General features: G+C 65.5%; 13 protein-coding genes and 1 pseudogene. 7 read left to right on the top strand and 7 right to left on the bottom strand.

The features are described from left to right. Positions 1-29: 29 nt before the first annotated feature. Positions 30-722: a hypothetical protein gene (locus ACLBXO_RS09945; protein ID WP_447685280.1), complete on the bottom strand. Its 693-nt coding sequence runs from the start codon at positions 720-722 to the stop codon at positions 30-32. 509 nt (positions 723-1,231) lie between these two features. Here ACLBXO_RS09945 and ACLBXO_RS09940 point away from each other — a divergent pair. The 6 genes from ACLBXO_RS09940 (at position 1,232) to ACLBXO_RS09915 (ending at position 5,880) form a co-directional block, all read left to right on the top strand. Further along, a complete protein-coding gene (locus ACLBXO_RS09940) occupies positions 1,232-2,086 on the top strand; it encodes a hypothetical protein (RefSeq protein ID WP_447685279.1) in 855 nt (284 codons plus the stop codon). A gap of 117 nt (positions 2,087-2,203) precedes the next feature. Then, entirely contained in the window at positions 2,204-2,524 is a 321-nt protein-coding gene (gene csgH, locus ACLBXO_RS09935) for a curli-like amyloid fiber formation chaperone CsgH (RefSeq protein ID WP_447685278.1), read from the top strand. Between the two features lie 243 nt (positions 2,525-2,767). Next, the gene (locus ACLBXO_RS09930) at positions 2,768-3,340 is read left to right on the top strand and encodes a hypothetical protein (RefSeq protein WP_447685277.1); all 573 of its coding nucleotides are present in this window, start codon (positions 2,768-2,770) and stop codon (positions 3,338-3,340) included. Between the two features lie 4 nt (positions 3,341-3,344). Beyond that, entirely contained in the window at positions 3,345-3,839 is a 495-nt protein-coding gene (locus ACLBXO_RS09925; protein ID WP_447685276.1) for a curli assembly protein CsgF, read from the top strand. A gap of 124 nt (positions 3,840-3,963) precedes the next feature. Beyond that, positions 3,964-4,866 carry a CsgG/HfaB family protein gene (locus ACLBXO_RS09920; RefSeq protein WP_447685275.1) on the top strand — a complete coding sequence of 301 codons (903 nt, stop codon included), beginning with the start codon at positions 3,964-3,966 and terminating at the stop codon, positions 4,864-4,866. A gap of 6 nt (positions 4,867-4,872) precedes the next feature. Then, entirely contained in the window at positions 4,873-5,880 is a 1,008-nt protein-coding gene (locus tag ACLBXO_RS09915) for a lytic transglycosylase domain-containing protein (protein WP_447685274.1), read from the top strand. Here the strand turns inward: ACLBXO_RS09915 and ACLBXO_RS09910 are convergent. Beyond that, positions 5,874-6,344, bottom strand: a complete 471-nt coding sequence (locus ACLBXO_RS09910; RefSeq protein ID WP_447685273.1) for a hypothetical protein — start codon at positions 6,342-6,344, stop codon at positions 5,874-5,876. The two genes, ACLBXO_RS09915 and ACLBXO_RS09910, sit on opposite strands and share 7 nt — an antisense overlap. Positions 6,345-6,773: 429 nt before the next feature. Here ACLBXO_RS09910 and ACLBXO_RS09905 point away from each other — a divergent pair. Then, positions 6,774-7,527: pseudogene (locus tag ACLBXO_RS09905) on the top strand (IS5 family transposase). 457 nt (positions 7,528-7,984) lie between these two features. Here the strand turns inward: ACLBXO_RS09905 and ACLBXO_RS09900 are convergent. The 5 genes from ACLBXO_RS09900 to ACLBXO_RS09880 all read right to left on the bottom strand — a co-directional run bounded on the left by ACLBXO_RS09900 (position 7,985) and on the right by ACLBXO_RS09880 (position 16,433). Further along, positions 7,985-9,079, bottom strand: coding sequence for a glycosyltransferase family 2 protein (locus tag ACLBXO_RS09900; protein WP_447685272.1), 1,095 nt, complete (start codon positions 9,077-9,079; stop codon positions 7,985-7,987). Between the two features lie 434 nt (positions 9,080-9,513). Next, positions 9,514-10,458, bottom strand: coding sequence for a glycoside hydrolase family 16 protein (locus ACLBXO_RS09895; RefSeq protein ID WP_447685271.1), 945 nt, complete (start codon positions 10,456-10,458; stop codon positions 9,514-9,516). Positions 10,459-10,603: 145 nt separating this feature from the next. Then, entirely contained in the window at positions 10,604-13,234 is a 2,631-nt protein-coding gene (locus tag ACLBXO_RS09890; protein ID WP_447685270.1) for an FAD-dependent oxidoreductase, read from the bottom strand. Between the two features lie 350 nt (positions 13,235-13,584). Beyond that, positions 13,585-14,697: a glycosyltransferase gene (locus tag ACLBXO_RS09885; protein ID WP_447685269.1), complete on the bottom strand. Its 1,113-nt coding sequence runs from the start codon at positions 14,695-14,697 to the stop codon at positions 13,585-13,587. 71 nt (positions 14,698-14,768) lie between these two features. Then, positions 14,769-16,433: a Wzz/FepE/Etk N-terminal domain-containing protein gene (locus ACLBXO_RS09880; protein ID WP_331313179.1), complete on the bottom strand. Its 1,665-nt coding sequence runs from the start codon at positions 16,431-16,433 to the stop codon at positions 14,769-14,771.

Here is a 16,433-nt window from a genome sequence, read left to right as displayed (position 1 = left end):
CGCGCGTCCCCGCGTCAGCGGTCCGGGGTTCATGGCTGCGCCTGCCGGATCCGCGGATTGACCTGTCGGACCTCGATCTCGCTCGGCTCCGACGGCAGCAGCTTGCGCGGGGCGGCCGTCCCGGTGCGGGCGGCCTGCTGCTGCGCCTGGGGCGACACCGGTTGCGGCGCCGGCGCGCTGGCCCGGCCCTGCTGCGCCGGCTGCGCGGGCGCGTCCGCCTTGTCGAGCCGGCCGAGCCGCACCCGCACGTACTCGACCGACCGCTTGGCCGCGTCGAACCCGCACTCGTAGGTCACCCGCACCCACTCCTTGGCGGGACTGAGGAAGCGGATCGAGTCGCCCCGGTAGCGGACCACCGTGGCGCCGCCCTCGGGCGCCTCGGCCTGCTGGAAGATCTTGGCGAAGGGCCGGGAGACCCACTCGAAATCCGTCGGCGCCTGTGCCTCGATCCGCGGCGCGCAGATCTGCGAGGCGAGTTCGTTGTTGGCGCGCACGCAGGTGGCGTCGCAGCCCGGAGCGGCGGGGGCGGGCTGCCCCGTCCCGGGATTGGCAGTGTTGGCCTGCATCGGCGCGGCCTGCGCGGGCGCCGGCTGGGCCGCTGCCGGTTGAGGCGGCGGCGTGGGAGCCGCCGCAGATTGTGCCCCGGCCGACAGGATCCCGGCCGACCATACGGTCGCGGCGGCGAGCAGGATCTGCACGCGCGATGGCCCGCGCTGCCTCATCGTAGCCTCCCAATCAACACTCGGCGCAGACGGTTTCCGCCTTGCGCAGACATCGACCGCTCCGTCGCCCTCGAACCCGCGGGCTCACACCCGAGGAATCGCGCCGCAGACGACCATTCAGAACGGTCTTGCTTGCTCAATAGAATACCACTTTCGGCGATGACTGATGTGTCCAATTTAACACGCATATAGCTGCCCGCGAACCGGGTGGCGAAAACTGCCTAATCCGATCCGGGACACCGATTCCTGAGATCGTTAACGCGCCGTCTTAAATGATTGAGAGATTTCAGTTTTCTCCGGGACGTTTGACAGACCAAGTCGCGACTTTGTCGCATGAGATCTGATGAGAAATTCCGACAATTGTATTTTTTGTCTCAACCGGCGCTTGACACTCGTCTCCGGCTTATGGATACGCTTAACAAGCCGTTAAGGCGCCGCGGCGACAGAGCGACCGCGATGGCATAGATTGTGTTCAAAAGAACACATAAAATAGAAGAGGGAGTGTATCTATGTTCAAATCAGTTGTTCTGGCTTCCGTGGCCGTCGCTAGCCTGACCGCCTTCGCGGCCGGCGCCTCGGCGCAGCAGATCACGCCACAGCTTGGCTACGGAACCACTGCGAACGAAGCCTTTTTGGTTCAACGTGGGACCGGAAACAATTCTACCATCGATCAGACCGGTGGGACCAATCTGAAGGCGGGGTCTCTTAACAACCAAGTCGATCTGTCGGCCACCAACATGTATACTGGCTACGCGGATTCGCAGTTTGAGGCTGCCAATACGATGGTTCAGAGAGGTGACTACAACACCCTCAACGTGACGCAGGGCAATACGAACAACCAGGTCATTACAGTCGCCAACAACGTTACCCGCAGCGATTTCAACTTGGGTGCGGACAAAGGCTCGTTTCAGTTCGGCACTGGAAACACGGTGAATGCGAATCAGCAGGGCCAGAACGGACTGGTCCAGTTCCAGCAGAATGGCGGCAACAACAATGCCTCGCTGACGGTGGATAATGGTGCTGATCGTACTTACGCAGGAACATTCCAGGCAGGAAATTCCAATACCGCGGCGATTCACCAGTACGGGAACGCAAGCAACGCTTACGGTGTCATTGTCCAGTCTGGCAATTCGAATAAGGGGTACATTGATCAGTATGGCACGACCAACTATGCTGCCCTACTGCAGGTTGGCGACAACAACACCGCTGCAATCGCGCAGGCTGGGCAAGCTGGCGTCGGCGCGTTCGGTTATCAGAACGGCAACGGCAACAGCGGCTCAGTCACTCAGAACGGCGGACACTTTGCGAACGCCGGTTTTGCGCAAATCGGCAACAGCAACGGTGTGACAATCCGGCAGCGCTAAGCAGGCTCTCCAACTCGGCTTCTGGCCTGAAACATATGGAAGGGGCGATCTTGTTGGGAGCGCCCCTTCTTGCGCCAAATCGCAGTTACACAGTCTATCGCGGACGCAACGCCGATCATGCCCAGCTTCGCCGTTGACTCCCCTATTCTGTGCCGGGTGATCGAGAACCGCTCGGCCGACATCGCGCGCTTGGCCCTCCGCATCGAGGCGTCCCGCGGAACCGCGGGTCGATACAACCTGATCGTACGCAAGACCGACCCGGCCGGCACTGCCACCATGCAGCAGGGCGGCGGCTTCGACATCGCCGAGGGCGACGTCCGCGAGGTCGGCAAGCTGACCATCAGCGTCCGGCCGGACGGCCACCTGAGCGTCGACGCTTCCGTGCAGGTGGACGGCCGCAAGATCGGCTGCGCCTACGACAGCACGCAGGACCTGTGAGACGCCGTTCGAGCCCTGAAGAGCGGCAGTTCGAGCGACCTCAATTTCTCTGATGAGATGAGCGACCGCGGCTCCATTGACATTGACTCACACGAGAGGCAGCCGCAGCGGGTCTCCATCCTCGACCGGTGTGTCCAATTCACCACATATCAGTAGTGGTCACGTGTGGATAAGCCTTGTTACTGTACATCCGTGTGAGACATTGATTTAAGGTAGCCCAAAATGGGCCTAGGGAGGCATATGATGCGCCGTACGCGTCGCAGCCGCGCTGCAGGTCGAGCGCTGCTCGTTGCCGTCCCGCTCGCCGTCGCGAGTGCGGCCGGCTCAGCGACGGCGCAGGACCGCGTCGCGATCGAGCAGATCCAGGCGGCCGCCCAGCGCGCCGCCGGCGCTCCGGGGCGGGGGATCCAGGAGAGCGACTACATCCTCGGCAACCAGCCCGGCATCCTGTTGCTCAACCCGAGCGGCCCGCCCCAGTCGGCGCAGGCCAACCAGGCCCGGGCCCTGCAGATCGGATCGGGCAATACCGGTACGATCGACATGTCGGGCTACGCGAACGTGGCGATCCAGAGCGTCATCGGCTCGCGCAACACGGTGACCCAGCAGCAGACCGGGTCCTACAACCAGTCGACCGTATCGGTCTTCGGCCAGTCCAACACGATCGGGACCCGGCAGGACGGCAGCGGCGCGGCGGCGACCATCACGGTCCGCGGCGACAACAACGCCATCTCGGCGCAGCAGCAAGGGACCAACCCCACGCCGATCAGCATCACGCGGGTCGGCAACGGCCCCAGCGTCTCGGTCACCCAGAGGTAGTCCCATGCGCCAGTCCCGTCTCCTCGGGCCGCTCGTCTGCGGCTGGGCTCTCCTCGCCGTCGCGGGCGCCCAGGCGGGCAGCCTCGTCTACCAGCCGGTCAACCCGTCCTTCGGAGGAAGTCCGCTGAACGGCGCCTGGCTGCAGGCCGAGGCCGCGGCCCAGAACGACGCGCAGCGGTCGGCTCAGCGCGAGCAGCAGCTGTTCTCGGCCAACCAGAGCGCCGCCAACACCAAGACTCCGGGCCAGATCTTCGCCCAGCAATTGCAGACGCAGATCTACAGCTCGCTGGCCAACCAGATCACGCAGGCGCTCTTCGGCGAGAACGCGCAGCAGAGTGGCAGCTACAGCTTCGGCGGATCGCAGGTGACCTTCCAGCGCCTGGGCGGCAACATCCAGCTTCAGATCTTCGACGGCCAGTCGACCACCACCATCGTCGTCCCGGCGACCGCGGCCGTGGGCGGCTCGAGTGGCGCGACGCCGCTCTTGGGCGCGCCCTGAGCGCGGCGCGCAGCGATGATCGTCGAGCATCGAAGGCGGAGCCGGCTCCGCCCTCCTCCGGCGCCCGCCCCGGCGGGCGCGCGGGAGGCCGGAGCGCCGAAGCGGAACGGAGACGGGGTGGCCCGTGTATAGCATTCTGAAGAGCCTGGCCGCCGCCGCCCTGCTCTGCGCGGGTGTGGCCGCCTGCGCCCCGTGGGAGCGCGAGCTGCTCGCGCAGGCGCCCGTGGTGACGCCGCCCTCTCCCACCGATCTCAATCTCGAGACGCTGCCGCCGCCGACCCGCAAGATCGACATCGCGATTTACAATTTCCCGGACCTGACCGGCCAGAACAAGCCGAACGACAACATCGCCGAGTATTCCCGCGCCGTCACCCAGGGCGGCGGCGCCTTCGTGGTCGACGCGCTGCGGCGCGCCGGGCGGGGCCAGTGGTTCTCGGTGGTCGAGCGCACCGGCCTCGCCAACCTGCTGCAGGAGCGGCAGCTGATCCGGGCGACCCGCCAGGAATTCGAGGGCACGGACGCGAAGCCGCTGCCGCCGATCCGCTTCGCGGGTCTGATCGTCGAGGGCGGCATCATCGGCTACGACGCCAACACGGTCACGGGCGGCGCCGGCGCCAACCTCCTGGGTATCGGCGGCGACACCAAGTACCGGCGCGACGAGGTGACGGTGGCGATGCGCATCGTCTCCGTGCAGAGCGGCGAGGTGCTCAACAGCGTCACGGTGACGAAGACGATCTACTCGGTCGCCCTCAACGCCAACGCCTACCGCTACGTCGCGGTGGCCAAGCTGCTCCAGGTCGAGGCGGGCGTGACCCGGAACGAGCCGACCCAGATGGCGGTGCGCGAGGCGATCGACCTCGCCGTCTACGCGACGATCATCGAGGGCAGCCGCAAGAAGCTGTGGCGCTTCCGCGACCCGGTGCTCGGCACCCGCCTCGTGGACGAGTATCTCGCCCGCGATCGGCCGACGCCCCTCGAGGTTCCGGGACCGACGGTGGCGTCGGGCCCGCTGGTGGTGAAGTCCTGATCGATCATGGACCGGCCCGTCGCACCGACGCACATGTTCGGCCGCCGCCCGAGCGGTAAGCGGGGTACGCTGGCCCTGTGCCTCGTCGTGTCCGCCGCCCTGACGCCGGTGATCGCACCGCGGGCTTCCAGCACGGCCCGGAGCCCAGCGATCCCGGAGATCGCCGCCCTCAAGCCGTTCGCGCCGATCGCGGCGCCGCCGCCACTCGGACTGCCGGACGGGCCCGCGGACGGACCGGCGTCACCGATCATCGCGCCGGTGAACGCCGACCTGATGATTCTGGGCCGCGGCGCGTTCCGGCCGATCGAGGCGACCGCCCTGCTATTCCCGCAGGCCGGGGACGGGATGCGCGCCCTGATCACCGCCGCGGCTGCCGCCAACGGCCTGCCCGGCGACTTCTTCCTGCGCCTGCTGCGTCAGGAGAGCGGCCTCAACCCCAACGCCGTGAGCCCGGTGGGGGCGCTCGGCATCGCCCAGTTCATGCCGGGCACCGCCGCGGAGCGCGGCCTGCGCAACCCGTTCGATCCGCTGGAGGCGATCCCGAAATCGGCCGAGCTGCTGCGGGAACACAGGGTGCGCTTCGGCAATCTCGGATTGGCCGCGGCGGCCTACAACGCCGGGCCGCAGCGGGTGCGCGGCTGGCTCGAGGGTCGCTCGGGCCTGCCCACCGAGACGCGCGACTACGTGGTCCGGATCACCGGCCGCACCGTCGAGGAATGGGCGGCGGAGAGCGGCCGGTCCTTCCTGAGCGCCCCGTCGCTCTTCTCGAACCCTCGCAGTCTCGGCGCTGGCGCCGGCTGGCCCGTCGATTCGTCGGCGCGGCCTTCACCCCTGTTCGGGGCGCGGCCGGTCGCGCGCAGCGTGGCGGCTGCGAGCGACCGGTCAGCCAAGCCGGCTGCCAAGCGGGGTGCTGAGCGCCTGTCGGCCCAGTCGCAGCAACCGCGATCCGAGCAGGCCCTCTGTGCGGTCCTGAACGGCCAGGGACGCACCTGTCTGGTCCAGGCGGTCTACTGAGCGGGCGCCAGCTGCTCGACCTGGACGGCCTGGGCCGGCGTGGCCGGCCGGCGACTCTGCCGAAGCTTGCGCCGCTTCCCGCGCCGGGACACGCCGGTCGCCGGGATCGGGCCCGCCGCGTCGAGCAGGGATTGGTCGATCACGGGCGGCTGCTGAAAGGCCGCGGGCCGCGGGCCGGGCGCGAGGCGCTGGCCTTCGTAGAGCTCGATGCAATCGCGGAGCGCCGTCGGGTCGCGGATGAAGGTACAGTCGTTGACGTTCGGGACGGGGGCACCTTGTGCCAGGACGCCCGTGGCGCACGAGAAGGATGCGACGCCGAGCACGACCACCCTCAATCTCCATCCCGGCATGACGAACCTCGCGGGCGTGTAGGCGAGGCGCCGCACCGGCGCGAACCCACATTCATTGACACCTAACAGAACAATGGCTCGATCAACCAGTTCCGAACTGCTGATTTCCGCCACACAGCCGCGCATCAGATCAAATTTCGAGGCTTCTGCCGATCATCTGCGCCCGGCCGATGCCGTCTCATCCTGCTCGGTGCATCGCCGACATATGTGGAGAGCGCCCTCGATCGCGCCGCCCTGAGCGCGAGCTCGGAATGGGCTGACAGCCGGAGGGTGAACGACAGGTGCGCCCCGCTGATGACGGAGCCCTCGGCCGTTACGCCGGAGCAGATAGAACGGAACCGATGTTGACCCGAGCGGTCAAGCGCGGCGACCGTACGGACTCAAGGATAAGGATCCGTTCGTCCGGAACATGTCCAAGTGATGAGGAATGGCGGGTCATTCCTACCAATTATCTCGGATGATTTTGGACCGTTTTAGCGTCCGGCCCCATGAAGGTGGCGCGGACGGCTCGAGTGTGATTCACGGCTCCTGCGGGAGGGGCCGATGGATCAGTTCTGGCTGACGGACGAGCAGTTCGCGAAGATCGCACCGCTTCTGCCGAACGACACGCGGGGCAAGGAGCGCGTGGACGACCGACGCGTGATCAGCGGCATCGTCCATGTCCTGAAGTCCGGCGGACGTTGGACGGACGCACAGCGCGATCTCTACGGGCCGAAGAAGACCCTCTACAATCGCTTCGTGCGCTGGGCGGCCAAGGGGGTCTGGGTCGGCTTGTTTGAGACGTTGGCCCAGGCCGGCGGACCGCCCTCGCAGGTGCTGATCGACTCCACGGCCGTGAAGGCGCACCGCTGCGCTGCAGGGGGCAAAGGGGGGAGCAGAGCCAGGCCATCGGCCGCTCGCGAGGCGGGCGCACGACCAAGATCCACGCCCTCACGGACCGCTTCTGCCGCCCGCTCGCCTTCCTGCTGACCGGCGGACAGGCCGCCGACTGCAAGGCCGGCGCGCACTTGCTCGAACGCCTACCGACTTGCCGCGTCGTGCTGGCCGACAAGGCTACGACAGCGATGCCATCCGCCGGCAGATCGAGGCGGCCGGGGCCGCGCCCAACATCCCGCCCAAGGTCAACCGCCGCTGGAAGCCGTGCTTCTCGCCCGCGCTCTATCGCGGGCGCAACGCCATCGAGCGCATGTTCGGCCGTCTGAAGGACTTCCGCCGCATCGCCACCCGCTACGACCGTCTGGCGACCAACTATCTCGCCGCCGTCTGCCTCGCCGCCACCGTCAGATACTGGTTATGAGTCCGGACGCTAAGCTACGTAGCAGCGGGGCCTCAAAACTTATCGAGCCACCACAATGACATAAGTGTTCGCATTTTTGTTCGAACTGGCGCGCCATTCCCTTCGGTTTCTTGCGGTTCAGGCTGGATTCGTCACGTCGAGTGCTGCATCGGCGTCAGGGTCGACGAATCCTCGTGTTGGCACTTCATCCTGCTGATTTGGCCCTCCGCACCTGCGCACCCGGTCTGTCCGTCACTTGCTCCGGGATCGGATCGATCAGCATTTCAGGGCCTGCACTGATCATGACGCTTCCTAGTCGCGCCCTTCGCGCGGTCCGGAGCAAAGCGGCGCTCGCCCATTTTGAAGCCGGTCTTCCCTGCAGCGTATCTGCGTTGATGGTACTGAAGATGGTACCGCGGCCGCGTCCGCCACTCTCGCGTCGCGGTCCATCGATCGGGCGGGCGCAGGGGCAAGGCGGTCAGCGTGGACTGCCGTGAACGGGTGAGCGGGGAGGCGATCGCTGCCCGACGGTCAGGGCCTGCACGCTCGCAAAAGATGAGACGAGGCGCGCGATAACAAAGCGCCATGAATTGATGAATCGGACATTGATCGCGTTTGGCAAAGCGGGAGCGATCAGGATCGCGACAGCCGTTGCTGTTCGCCTGAGCGGGCTGTACCAAGATGGGAGCTGCCTGATCGCGTCCACCGCTGTCCTGAACGGAACCCGTTTCCCCAAGATGATGTCTTGATTTATCTGATTAATATTGTAAAAATACATCGATTGAGGTTCTTCGACACGGTCATCTAAGTTGTTTTGTCGCAGCACCGATTTGAGGTGGGTGACACGATCGCTGAATCGGCGTTTATGCTTCTCGAGAAGCGCCAGTGAAAGTCCGTTCTGAACTCCAGATTTGTTCTTGCCATGTATTCGATAGCATCCGAGCGGCCGGTTCAGGCTGACGATGTCCCCAAAGAAGGGGGCCGCTGTGAGGATGACGCCATCGACGGCTGTATCGTAGGACGCGTGTCGCAGCAAAGTGCAGACATCTCTCCTGAATACATTGCCAGATGTCGGCGGCGAGACGTATGTGCCGGATTTATTTACATGCGCCTGGAACTTATCGCGTTCACGTCCCGCCGGGAAAACGGGAAACGCGGGTGCGATCACGGCGCCAGTCTCGTTGATCCGCACCAATTGGAACTGGATTTTAGAAATGCCCGAATCTAATGTATTCACGATCGTGTCTAGAGATCCGGGCAAAAGTTGATCATCGGCATCGAGAAACAGAACAAAGGGCGCGGTCGTCTTCTCAAGTCCTAGAAGGCAGGCGCTGACCTGTCCCCCATTCTCTTTTCGGAACGCGCGAACACCACTCCTCTGTATTATTGACCAAGACCCGTCGGTCGATCCATCGTCTATGACGACAACTTCACAATCGCGATTGTTCTGGGAAATGACGCTCTGAATTGCGGATTGGATATAGCGTTCATAATTGAAGCAATTGATGATGACTGCCAAGGCCGGTGGCCTTGTGCCTGTCGGTTCTTTCGCTACAGCCGCATCGCTGCTCATGAATTTTTCGCAAGATCAAAACCGCAATGCATCGACGCGACCGATCTTTCTGCCGCAGAGCGGCTCTCGCCAGTAAATATATAGCGTACATTTCAGATCAGATTTCGACGGATTTGTAAACCTCGGCCGCCGTGGAAATCTGATTATAGCTCGAACGTTTTTCAGGCGCCTCTATTCCGCGCCCAAGCCGGGGATAGGAACAGTATCGGTGCGCGTGATGGCAAGAGTCCATCCCGTCCTTCGCGCCGCGAAGCATCTTTGGCTGATGTGCGGACGAAGTGCCCTGAACCGATCGGGCGCATGAACGGCGCCGCGTCTGACCGACAGTCGCGATTCGTCGCGCGCCGATGCGCTTCGCATCGCTGCCGCCACAGAGTCAGATTGTAGGCACGCCTCCCGGCACCGTCGCGGCCGCGCCCGGCTTGCCCATGTGGCTACTCGTACACGCGAAAATAGTCGACGCGCATATGGACGAGCTTCTGATCCTCGGTCAGCTGGGGCGCCGGGACGTCCGTCCGTAACGCCAGTGTGAGAAGCGGCCAGAAGACGTCCCCAGTCTGCGCCATTTCCGACGCGCGGGTGAGCGGCCAAATATTTATCTGATTTGTTTTAGGATTGACGATGGGCTTGCGTTCGAAGAAAGGAATGCATTTGCCGTCTTGGATCAGCGCGCCGTAGCGGCAGTACCGTTCGGTCATGTCGATGGGGGTGGGCACGCCTGTCCCTTCGTTGTGCTCGCCCGGCTGTCCCCATTCATGCAGGTAAGCGCCGTAGAGCTTCGGCTCGAAGCCCTTGTGCTCGACGATATCAACCTCTATGCTGCGCTTAGCATTGGTTATCCCGTCTCGGTTGAGAAGCCAGAAGGCTGGCCATGTCAGCGGATGCCGTGGAAATCTCATCCGCGCTTCGAAATAGCCTCGGCGCCAGCCAACCGATACGACGCCGCTCCGGCTCCCGGTTTGCAAATTTCCGGAGATCCACTGATAGTCGGGTATGTTGTTGCCATAGTAGTTCACGACGCTCATATGACGTCCGATGTACTTTGCGGAAATCTGGAGGGCCGTGCCTCCCTCGGCATCCGGATCCCCGACGATCTCGTAGGGCTTGAATCCTTCCGCCCCGGCGAGGGGTGCGAAAGCGGAGCGGCCGTAGAATCCGGACGGACCCGTCGTGGCCTTCGGCCCCCCATTCCAGATCCGTCCGTTGATCTCCGCGAACGGCTCATCGAACACGAGCGCGCGGCCTTGCGTCGGATCCGCGGAAACGTCGATCGCCGCGCTCGCGCGGCCGGTAGGCAACAGGGATGCCGCCGCGCAGATCGGCAGATCCCGGAAGCACGATTTCAGCAGATCGCGGCGGATCCAGCGAGATTTGATCATGGCTCAAACTCCGAGTTGCGGCGTGGTCCGTGCTGGAAGACGTCGCGGCAGCGACGCCGTTGTCACTTCGAGACCGTGATCTGAATCGTGATCTGAGGCGCGCGGTTGCGCCGCGGCGCGCCGCCGGAAGTGAGGCTGACCGCTCTCAGGTCCGTGTTCGCTCCTGTGTCTCCGCGCGCAGGACCTCCAGCGCCGTGGCGCGGGCTTGGGCCATCCCGTAGCGGTGACGATACCCGGCCTGCCTCAGACGATCGTTGGGGAAGCGCATGCGCCACAGCGGATTGCGCAGGGGCAATGTCCGGTTGCGCAGGAAATCGTGGAGCCAGTCGACGATGGCGGGCATCGGGATGACGCGGAATCGGCGATCGTGGCTGATCGCGAACGCGCGTCGCATGAAGTCACCGATCCGCGCATCGCGCGTCTCGTGATCGGAGAGATTGAAGACCTGGACCTGGCCGGCGGGCCAAACCCCGCTCAGGGACTGCGTCATCGTCCAGATCGCCGCGTCAGTGACGTCCCGGACGTAGACGTGATGGGAGGGCCGATGCGCTGCGAAGAGGCGTTTCGAGAGCCCCCAGTCGCGCAGGCCGATGAGATTGTGGAGGTCGACCACGACTGTCGGTCGCAGGATCACGTAGGGAAGGGTCGCGGCGACCCGCGAGATGGCTTCCTCGCCGGCGAGCTTGGTTCGACCATAGGCGCGAACGTAGTCGAGAGCCCAGTACTCAGATTTGACGTCGACGCTGCTGGTGAGCACCGGGGCCGTCTCCGTCATGGTCCGCGAGCGGCCGCTGCCATAGACGGAGACGGTGCTCATGTAGCAGAAGGCCCTGACGCCTTCCTGCTCCGCGGCTTCGGCCAGGCGCCGCGTCGCCTCGACATTGATGGCCTGCATCCGGTCCTGCTTCCCGAGCTCGGCGGCGAGATGCATGACGGCCTGGCAGCCGCGGAGAAGGCCGGCGTAATCCTGATCCGCCGTGAAATCGAAGGTCCGCCATTCGACCCGACCCGTGCGCGGCTGCGCCTCGGTCAGCGGCCGGGACGTGACGGCCCGGACTGGGTAGCCGCGTTCCAGGAGGTCCTCCACCAGGATGCGGCCGATCCGCCCCGTCGCCCCCGTCACCAGGACGCGCAGATCCGCCGGGACGGGCGGAGACGCACGGAGGTCGGCGACCACCGTGTCGCGCTGCCCTCGGCCCTTCAGCGTGTCGGCGAGACGTATCGCCAGGGCGACGATCATCTGCGTGGGATTGCAGTGGCCTCCCGTCGGGAACACGGAGCTTCCCGTGACGTACAGTCCGTCGATCCCGTGAACCTGACCCTGCGCATCGACCACGCCCTTGGTGGCATCGTCGGACATGCGGGTGGTGCCGGTTGGATGCGCGACGTCGACGAAGCTGAGTGGGATCGGCGCCTCGTCGCGCACCCACTCCGCCAGCACGGGCGCGGGCAGGCCCAGGCGGGCGAATTCGGAGACGACGAGCCGCGCCGTCTCACGCATCGTGCGGCCCTCATCTTCGTGACTGCGCCAGTCGATCAGCGGCAGCCGGCTGCCCAAGTGGTCCCGCTGATCGGAGAGCATGACCCGGCTGTCGGGATCCGGCCGCTGCTCGACCATGCATTCGAGGCTCAGCTCGGAGAGCTTCCGCGGAAAGCCGTTGCGGGCGATGAAGTGATCACGGCAGCCGCGTAGGAGCAGCGGCAGGTTCGACACCAGCGTCACGATGTCCTTCGCGCGCGGCTTACCGACCAGCATCCTCCGGATCGCGTCGCCCGGGTCGTCCGGAGCGAGCGTCTCGCCGAGCCAGACCGCGCAGTTCAGGAGCTGGCGGCTTCGTTGAATGCCCGGGCTCAGGCGGAGCCCGCCTCGGAACAGCCGATCCGCGATGGTGTAGCGGCCGAACCGTCGCTGCAGCGCGCGCGACCGGTGGACGTCGAACTGCGCGACCGGCCCGCGCAGATGATCCATGAGGTAGCGGCCCACGAGGTCGGCCTTGTTCCCGAGGCCGCCCGGGATCTGATGATCGGAGGCGAGGAGAAGCCGCGCATTCTCGATCCCGCCGGCACAGAGGACGACACGGCGCGCCGGCAGCGCGACGGTCGCGCCATCGGGCGCCGCGACCTGCACGCCCTGGACCCGGTCCCCCGCGTCCGTCACGTCGATCGCGACGACGGTGGCGCCGCTGATCAGCGTGACGTTCGCCCCCAGTTTCTCGTCCAGGTTCCGCCCGAAGCGCGTGTACTCAAACGGGTAGGATTCCGCATCGTCGCGGCTGAACTGCCAGAAGAAGGGCATGAGCATCTGTGGATCCGGCTCGGACCAAGCCGGCTGCGAACCGAACAGCTCCCAGAAGCGCGCGTCGCTGAAATGGTTGCCGTAGGCGAGCCCGAGATACTTGGCGGTCCGCTCGAGATAGGGATCGAGCGCGTCGCGTTGGAACGGCCATCCGCTCTCCGGTACCCAGGGGCGCCGTTCGAAGTCGATGGCGTCGAAAGGCGCGCACCGGCCGCCCCAGGTGTGAGAGCTGCCGCCCACGACCCGGTTCCGGACCGCCCACTGCGTGGCGCGCGGTCGCCCGATATTCACGATGGCATCCAGCGCGTCCGCACGCTCCGTCCGGTCAGGGCCGCCGCTCTCGAGCAGCGCAATCCTCAGGCCGCTGCCGGACAACTCGCGGGCCAGGGTGCTCCCGGCCGGGCCCGTTCCGACAATGCAGACATCGTAAGCCGCATCCAGGAGATTCTCGATGTCACGTGCGGTACGCAGCTGGATCACGGTGGGCGGCTCCCGGGCTCAGTTCGTCGACGAGATCGTCGCGCAAACGGTCGATGCGCGGCGATAAGCTGTCAAAACGTCGGTGAGTGGCCTATCTTCGCGGTCCTTTGCTGCAAACAACGGGTCATTGCATTCGGAAATGCCGGTACGAAGCGGCTGTGTGCCAGGGATCGATCCGCCTGCTTCCGGGCGCGATGGATGCGCGCGGTCCCGAGGACAGTGGTCCATGATGGTCCGCGTCGCGGTCCGGGCGTCGATCGTCGCTGATGCGGTTCTCAGATGCGACGGACGTCTCACGACAAGGACCGACGATGCGCGGGGCCGCTGCTCGGCCAGGGGCAGACCGAGGTTCAGCATGCCGATTGCCGGATCGCGTCAGCGTGGATGTGCACGACCCTTTCGACGCTGTATTGGTCAATGTGGTTCTTCCTGAACTCGGAGAACGACCGTTCCAGCTCGATATTGTCGCAGTAGTACTCCATGGATTTGACGAGTCCGTCCTCGTCGTCGGGCGCGATCAGGCGCCCGAGGCGTTGATCGACCAAGATGTCGCTGGGACCGAATTCACAATCGGTGGATATGACCGGCAGCCCGCACCGCAGGGCTTCGCAGATGGCCAGCGACCAGCCCTCCCATCGAGACGTCGCGACGAAGACGTCGCTGAGGTAGAGCGCGCGCTGTGGGTCGTCCGGGTAATGGACGAGCCGGACGACGTCGGACAGGCCGAGCGTCCGAATCTGCTCGGCCAGCGCCGCTTTGTCAGATCCATGGCCGACCAGGTTGAGGCGCACGTTCCTGCGCCGCTCGTACAGTCTCGCGAATGCGCGAATCAGAAGGTCCTGACCTTTCTGGAAGGCGTAGCGTCCGACGTTCACGAAGGTGATGACGCCGGACTCGGGCCGCATGTCGGCGCCCGGAGCTTCGAAGTGCCGGACCGGATTGGGAACCCAATACATCGGACGCCTGCAATCGAAATCGGCTTCGAACGCTCTGAGCTGCCGCGGTGAAGTCCCGAAAACGGAGGCGATTCGTGGAAGGACATAATATTTCAGGACAAAGAACTTGAGTTTCGATTTCAGGCTGCCGGCTTCGCGCCGCGGGTTGCCGTGCAGATGCATCGTGATCCGCTGCGGAATACCCAGCCGGGCCAGCCAGAAGACGACGGTCGGCTCGATCTGCGGCACGATGATCAGATCGTAGCGCCCTCCTCTGCTCACCTCCCGAAAGATCCGCATCAGGTGCAGGCGCGAGGTGACCGGCCGGAAGATGCTTCTGTACGGTCGCGGCTCGGATGGATAATTCTCGTGTTGCGTCACGCGCAGCACGTCGACGGCGAACTCCGTGCCGCACTTCTGCGCGAGTTCTGCGCCGATCGTGTCGACCACCCGCTCGATGCCGGCGAAGACGGAGGTCCCAGGTTGTAGATAGAGGATCTGGAACGTCTCACGATCTCCGGCCGGCATCCAAACCAACTCCTCCCGTTCAGAGCCCCGACGATCCGGGCGCGGATCCGTCGACGATCCCGTGGCCCGCATCACGCGCGATTGAGAACGGCGCCGATCACGTTCGCGCCGGCACCGATCAGGCCGTTCACCGCGTCCGACAGCTCGTCGACGGTGGTCTGCCCGGCCTCGGCGACGATCACCACGACATCCGCCCGGCGGGCCGCGACGCGGGACTCGGCCGAGACGGAGAGCGGCGGCAGGTCGAGGATGACGTAGCCGCCCCGGCGCATCTGGTCGATGACGCTCTGGAAGACGGAGGAACTCAGCGACACGCCGGTGCCGACCGCCGTGTACGGCGACCGCGACGGCAGGACGGAGACGCCTCCGAAATCCACGAACTTGGCCAAAGCCAGATGGCTCGGATTGATGATCAGGTCGGCGAGACTCGCGCCGACGCCGGCCTTCGAATCCGGGGTCAGGAAGAAAGTCCCGGCGCCGTGAATATTCGTGTCGATCAGCCGCGCGGTCCGACCGCCTTCCTGTAGCAGGCGCGCCAGGCTCAGACCGATCAGGGTCGTGCCCGTGCGCGGCGTGCAGCCGACCAGGGCGATGACCCAGTCGGACTCGTGACCGCGCGCCGAGAGCGCCAGCTGGATCGACGTCCGCAGGTCGCGGACACCCGTGGAGAATTTGACGTTGAGGAACCACGGCGCGTTGACGTTGCGCAGATCCACGGTCTCGCGGCGCCCGTCGGCGGTCTTGCGCAGGACCTCGGGCATCACGGCGAGGCAGGGAAGGCCGGCCCGCTGGACGAGATCCTGCGAAGTCCGGATCCGGCGGTCGAAGGCCTGCAGCAGCGCCACGGCCAGCAATCCGCCCACGAGGCCGATCATCGCGCCGAGCCCGAGGATCAGGGTCTTCCGCGGGGCCGAGGGCTTGAGGGGCTGCAGCGCCGCGCCGATCACCCGCGCGTCGGCATCGGGCGTCGGCGCGTCCGGCAGCGTGCCCTCGGTGACGGCCGCCGCCGCGGACCGGGCCTGAGAAGCGAGGGCGTTGACGCGGCCCTGGAGGAACTCGGCGCCATTCTTGGCGGCGTCGGCCTTGGCCGCGATGGATTGCAGGAGATAGGCCGAGACGGCGGCGTTCGCGATGCGCCGCGCCAGGTTCGGATCTCTGGACGTGTACGAGACTTCAACAACGTACGATTGGCCCACCCGCCGGACGCTAAATCGCTCGGCGAAATTCTCGAACTTCCGCTGCTGCAGGATGGCCGCCGTCGACGGCGGGGCGGTCCGCAGCCCCGACAACTCCGAGGCATTCGGGCCCGGCTCTTTCGGGCTCTCGGTATCTGGAGCGCCGAATTCCGGATTGTTCGCGAGCTGGAGACTGTTGAAGACGTTCGCCAGCAGGCGTTCCGAGCGGAGAACCTGGAGCTCGCTCTCGGCGCGGCCCACATCGAGGCTCGGCAAGAGGGCGCCGTCGGAGGAGCCCGAGCCCACCGGGCGGCGCGGCTCGAGCAGGAGCACCGCGGTCGCCGTGTAGGAGGGGGTCGCGGTCACGGTGTAGAGCGCCGCGCAGCCGATGCAGAAGACCACCCAGATGGCCACCGCCAACTTGTGCCGGCGGGCCGCCTTGAGGGCCGCCGAGATGACGGCCAGCGGGCCGTCCTGCACGCCGACGGACATTGGTTCCGGAAAGTGGGTGACCGGTTGGGATTGGTCGGGCGGGATCCGGCCGGTGTTGTGAATGTTCAT

The organism is Methylobacterium sp. C33D (assembly GCF_053345825.1).
Note: the sequence above shows the minus strand (reverse complement) of the source record. Positions and strands in the feature narration are given on the sequence as shown.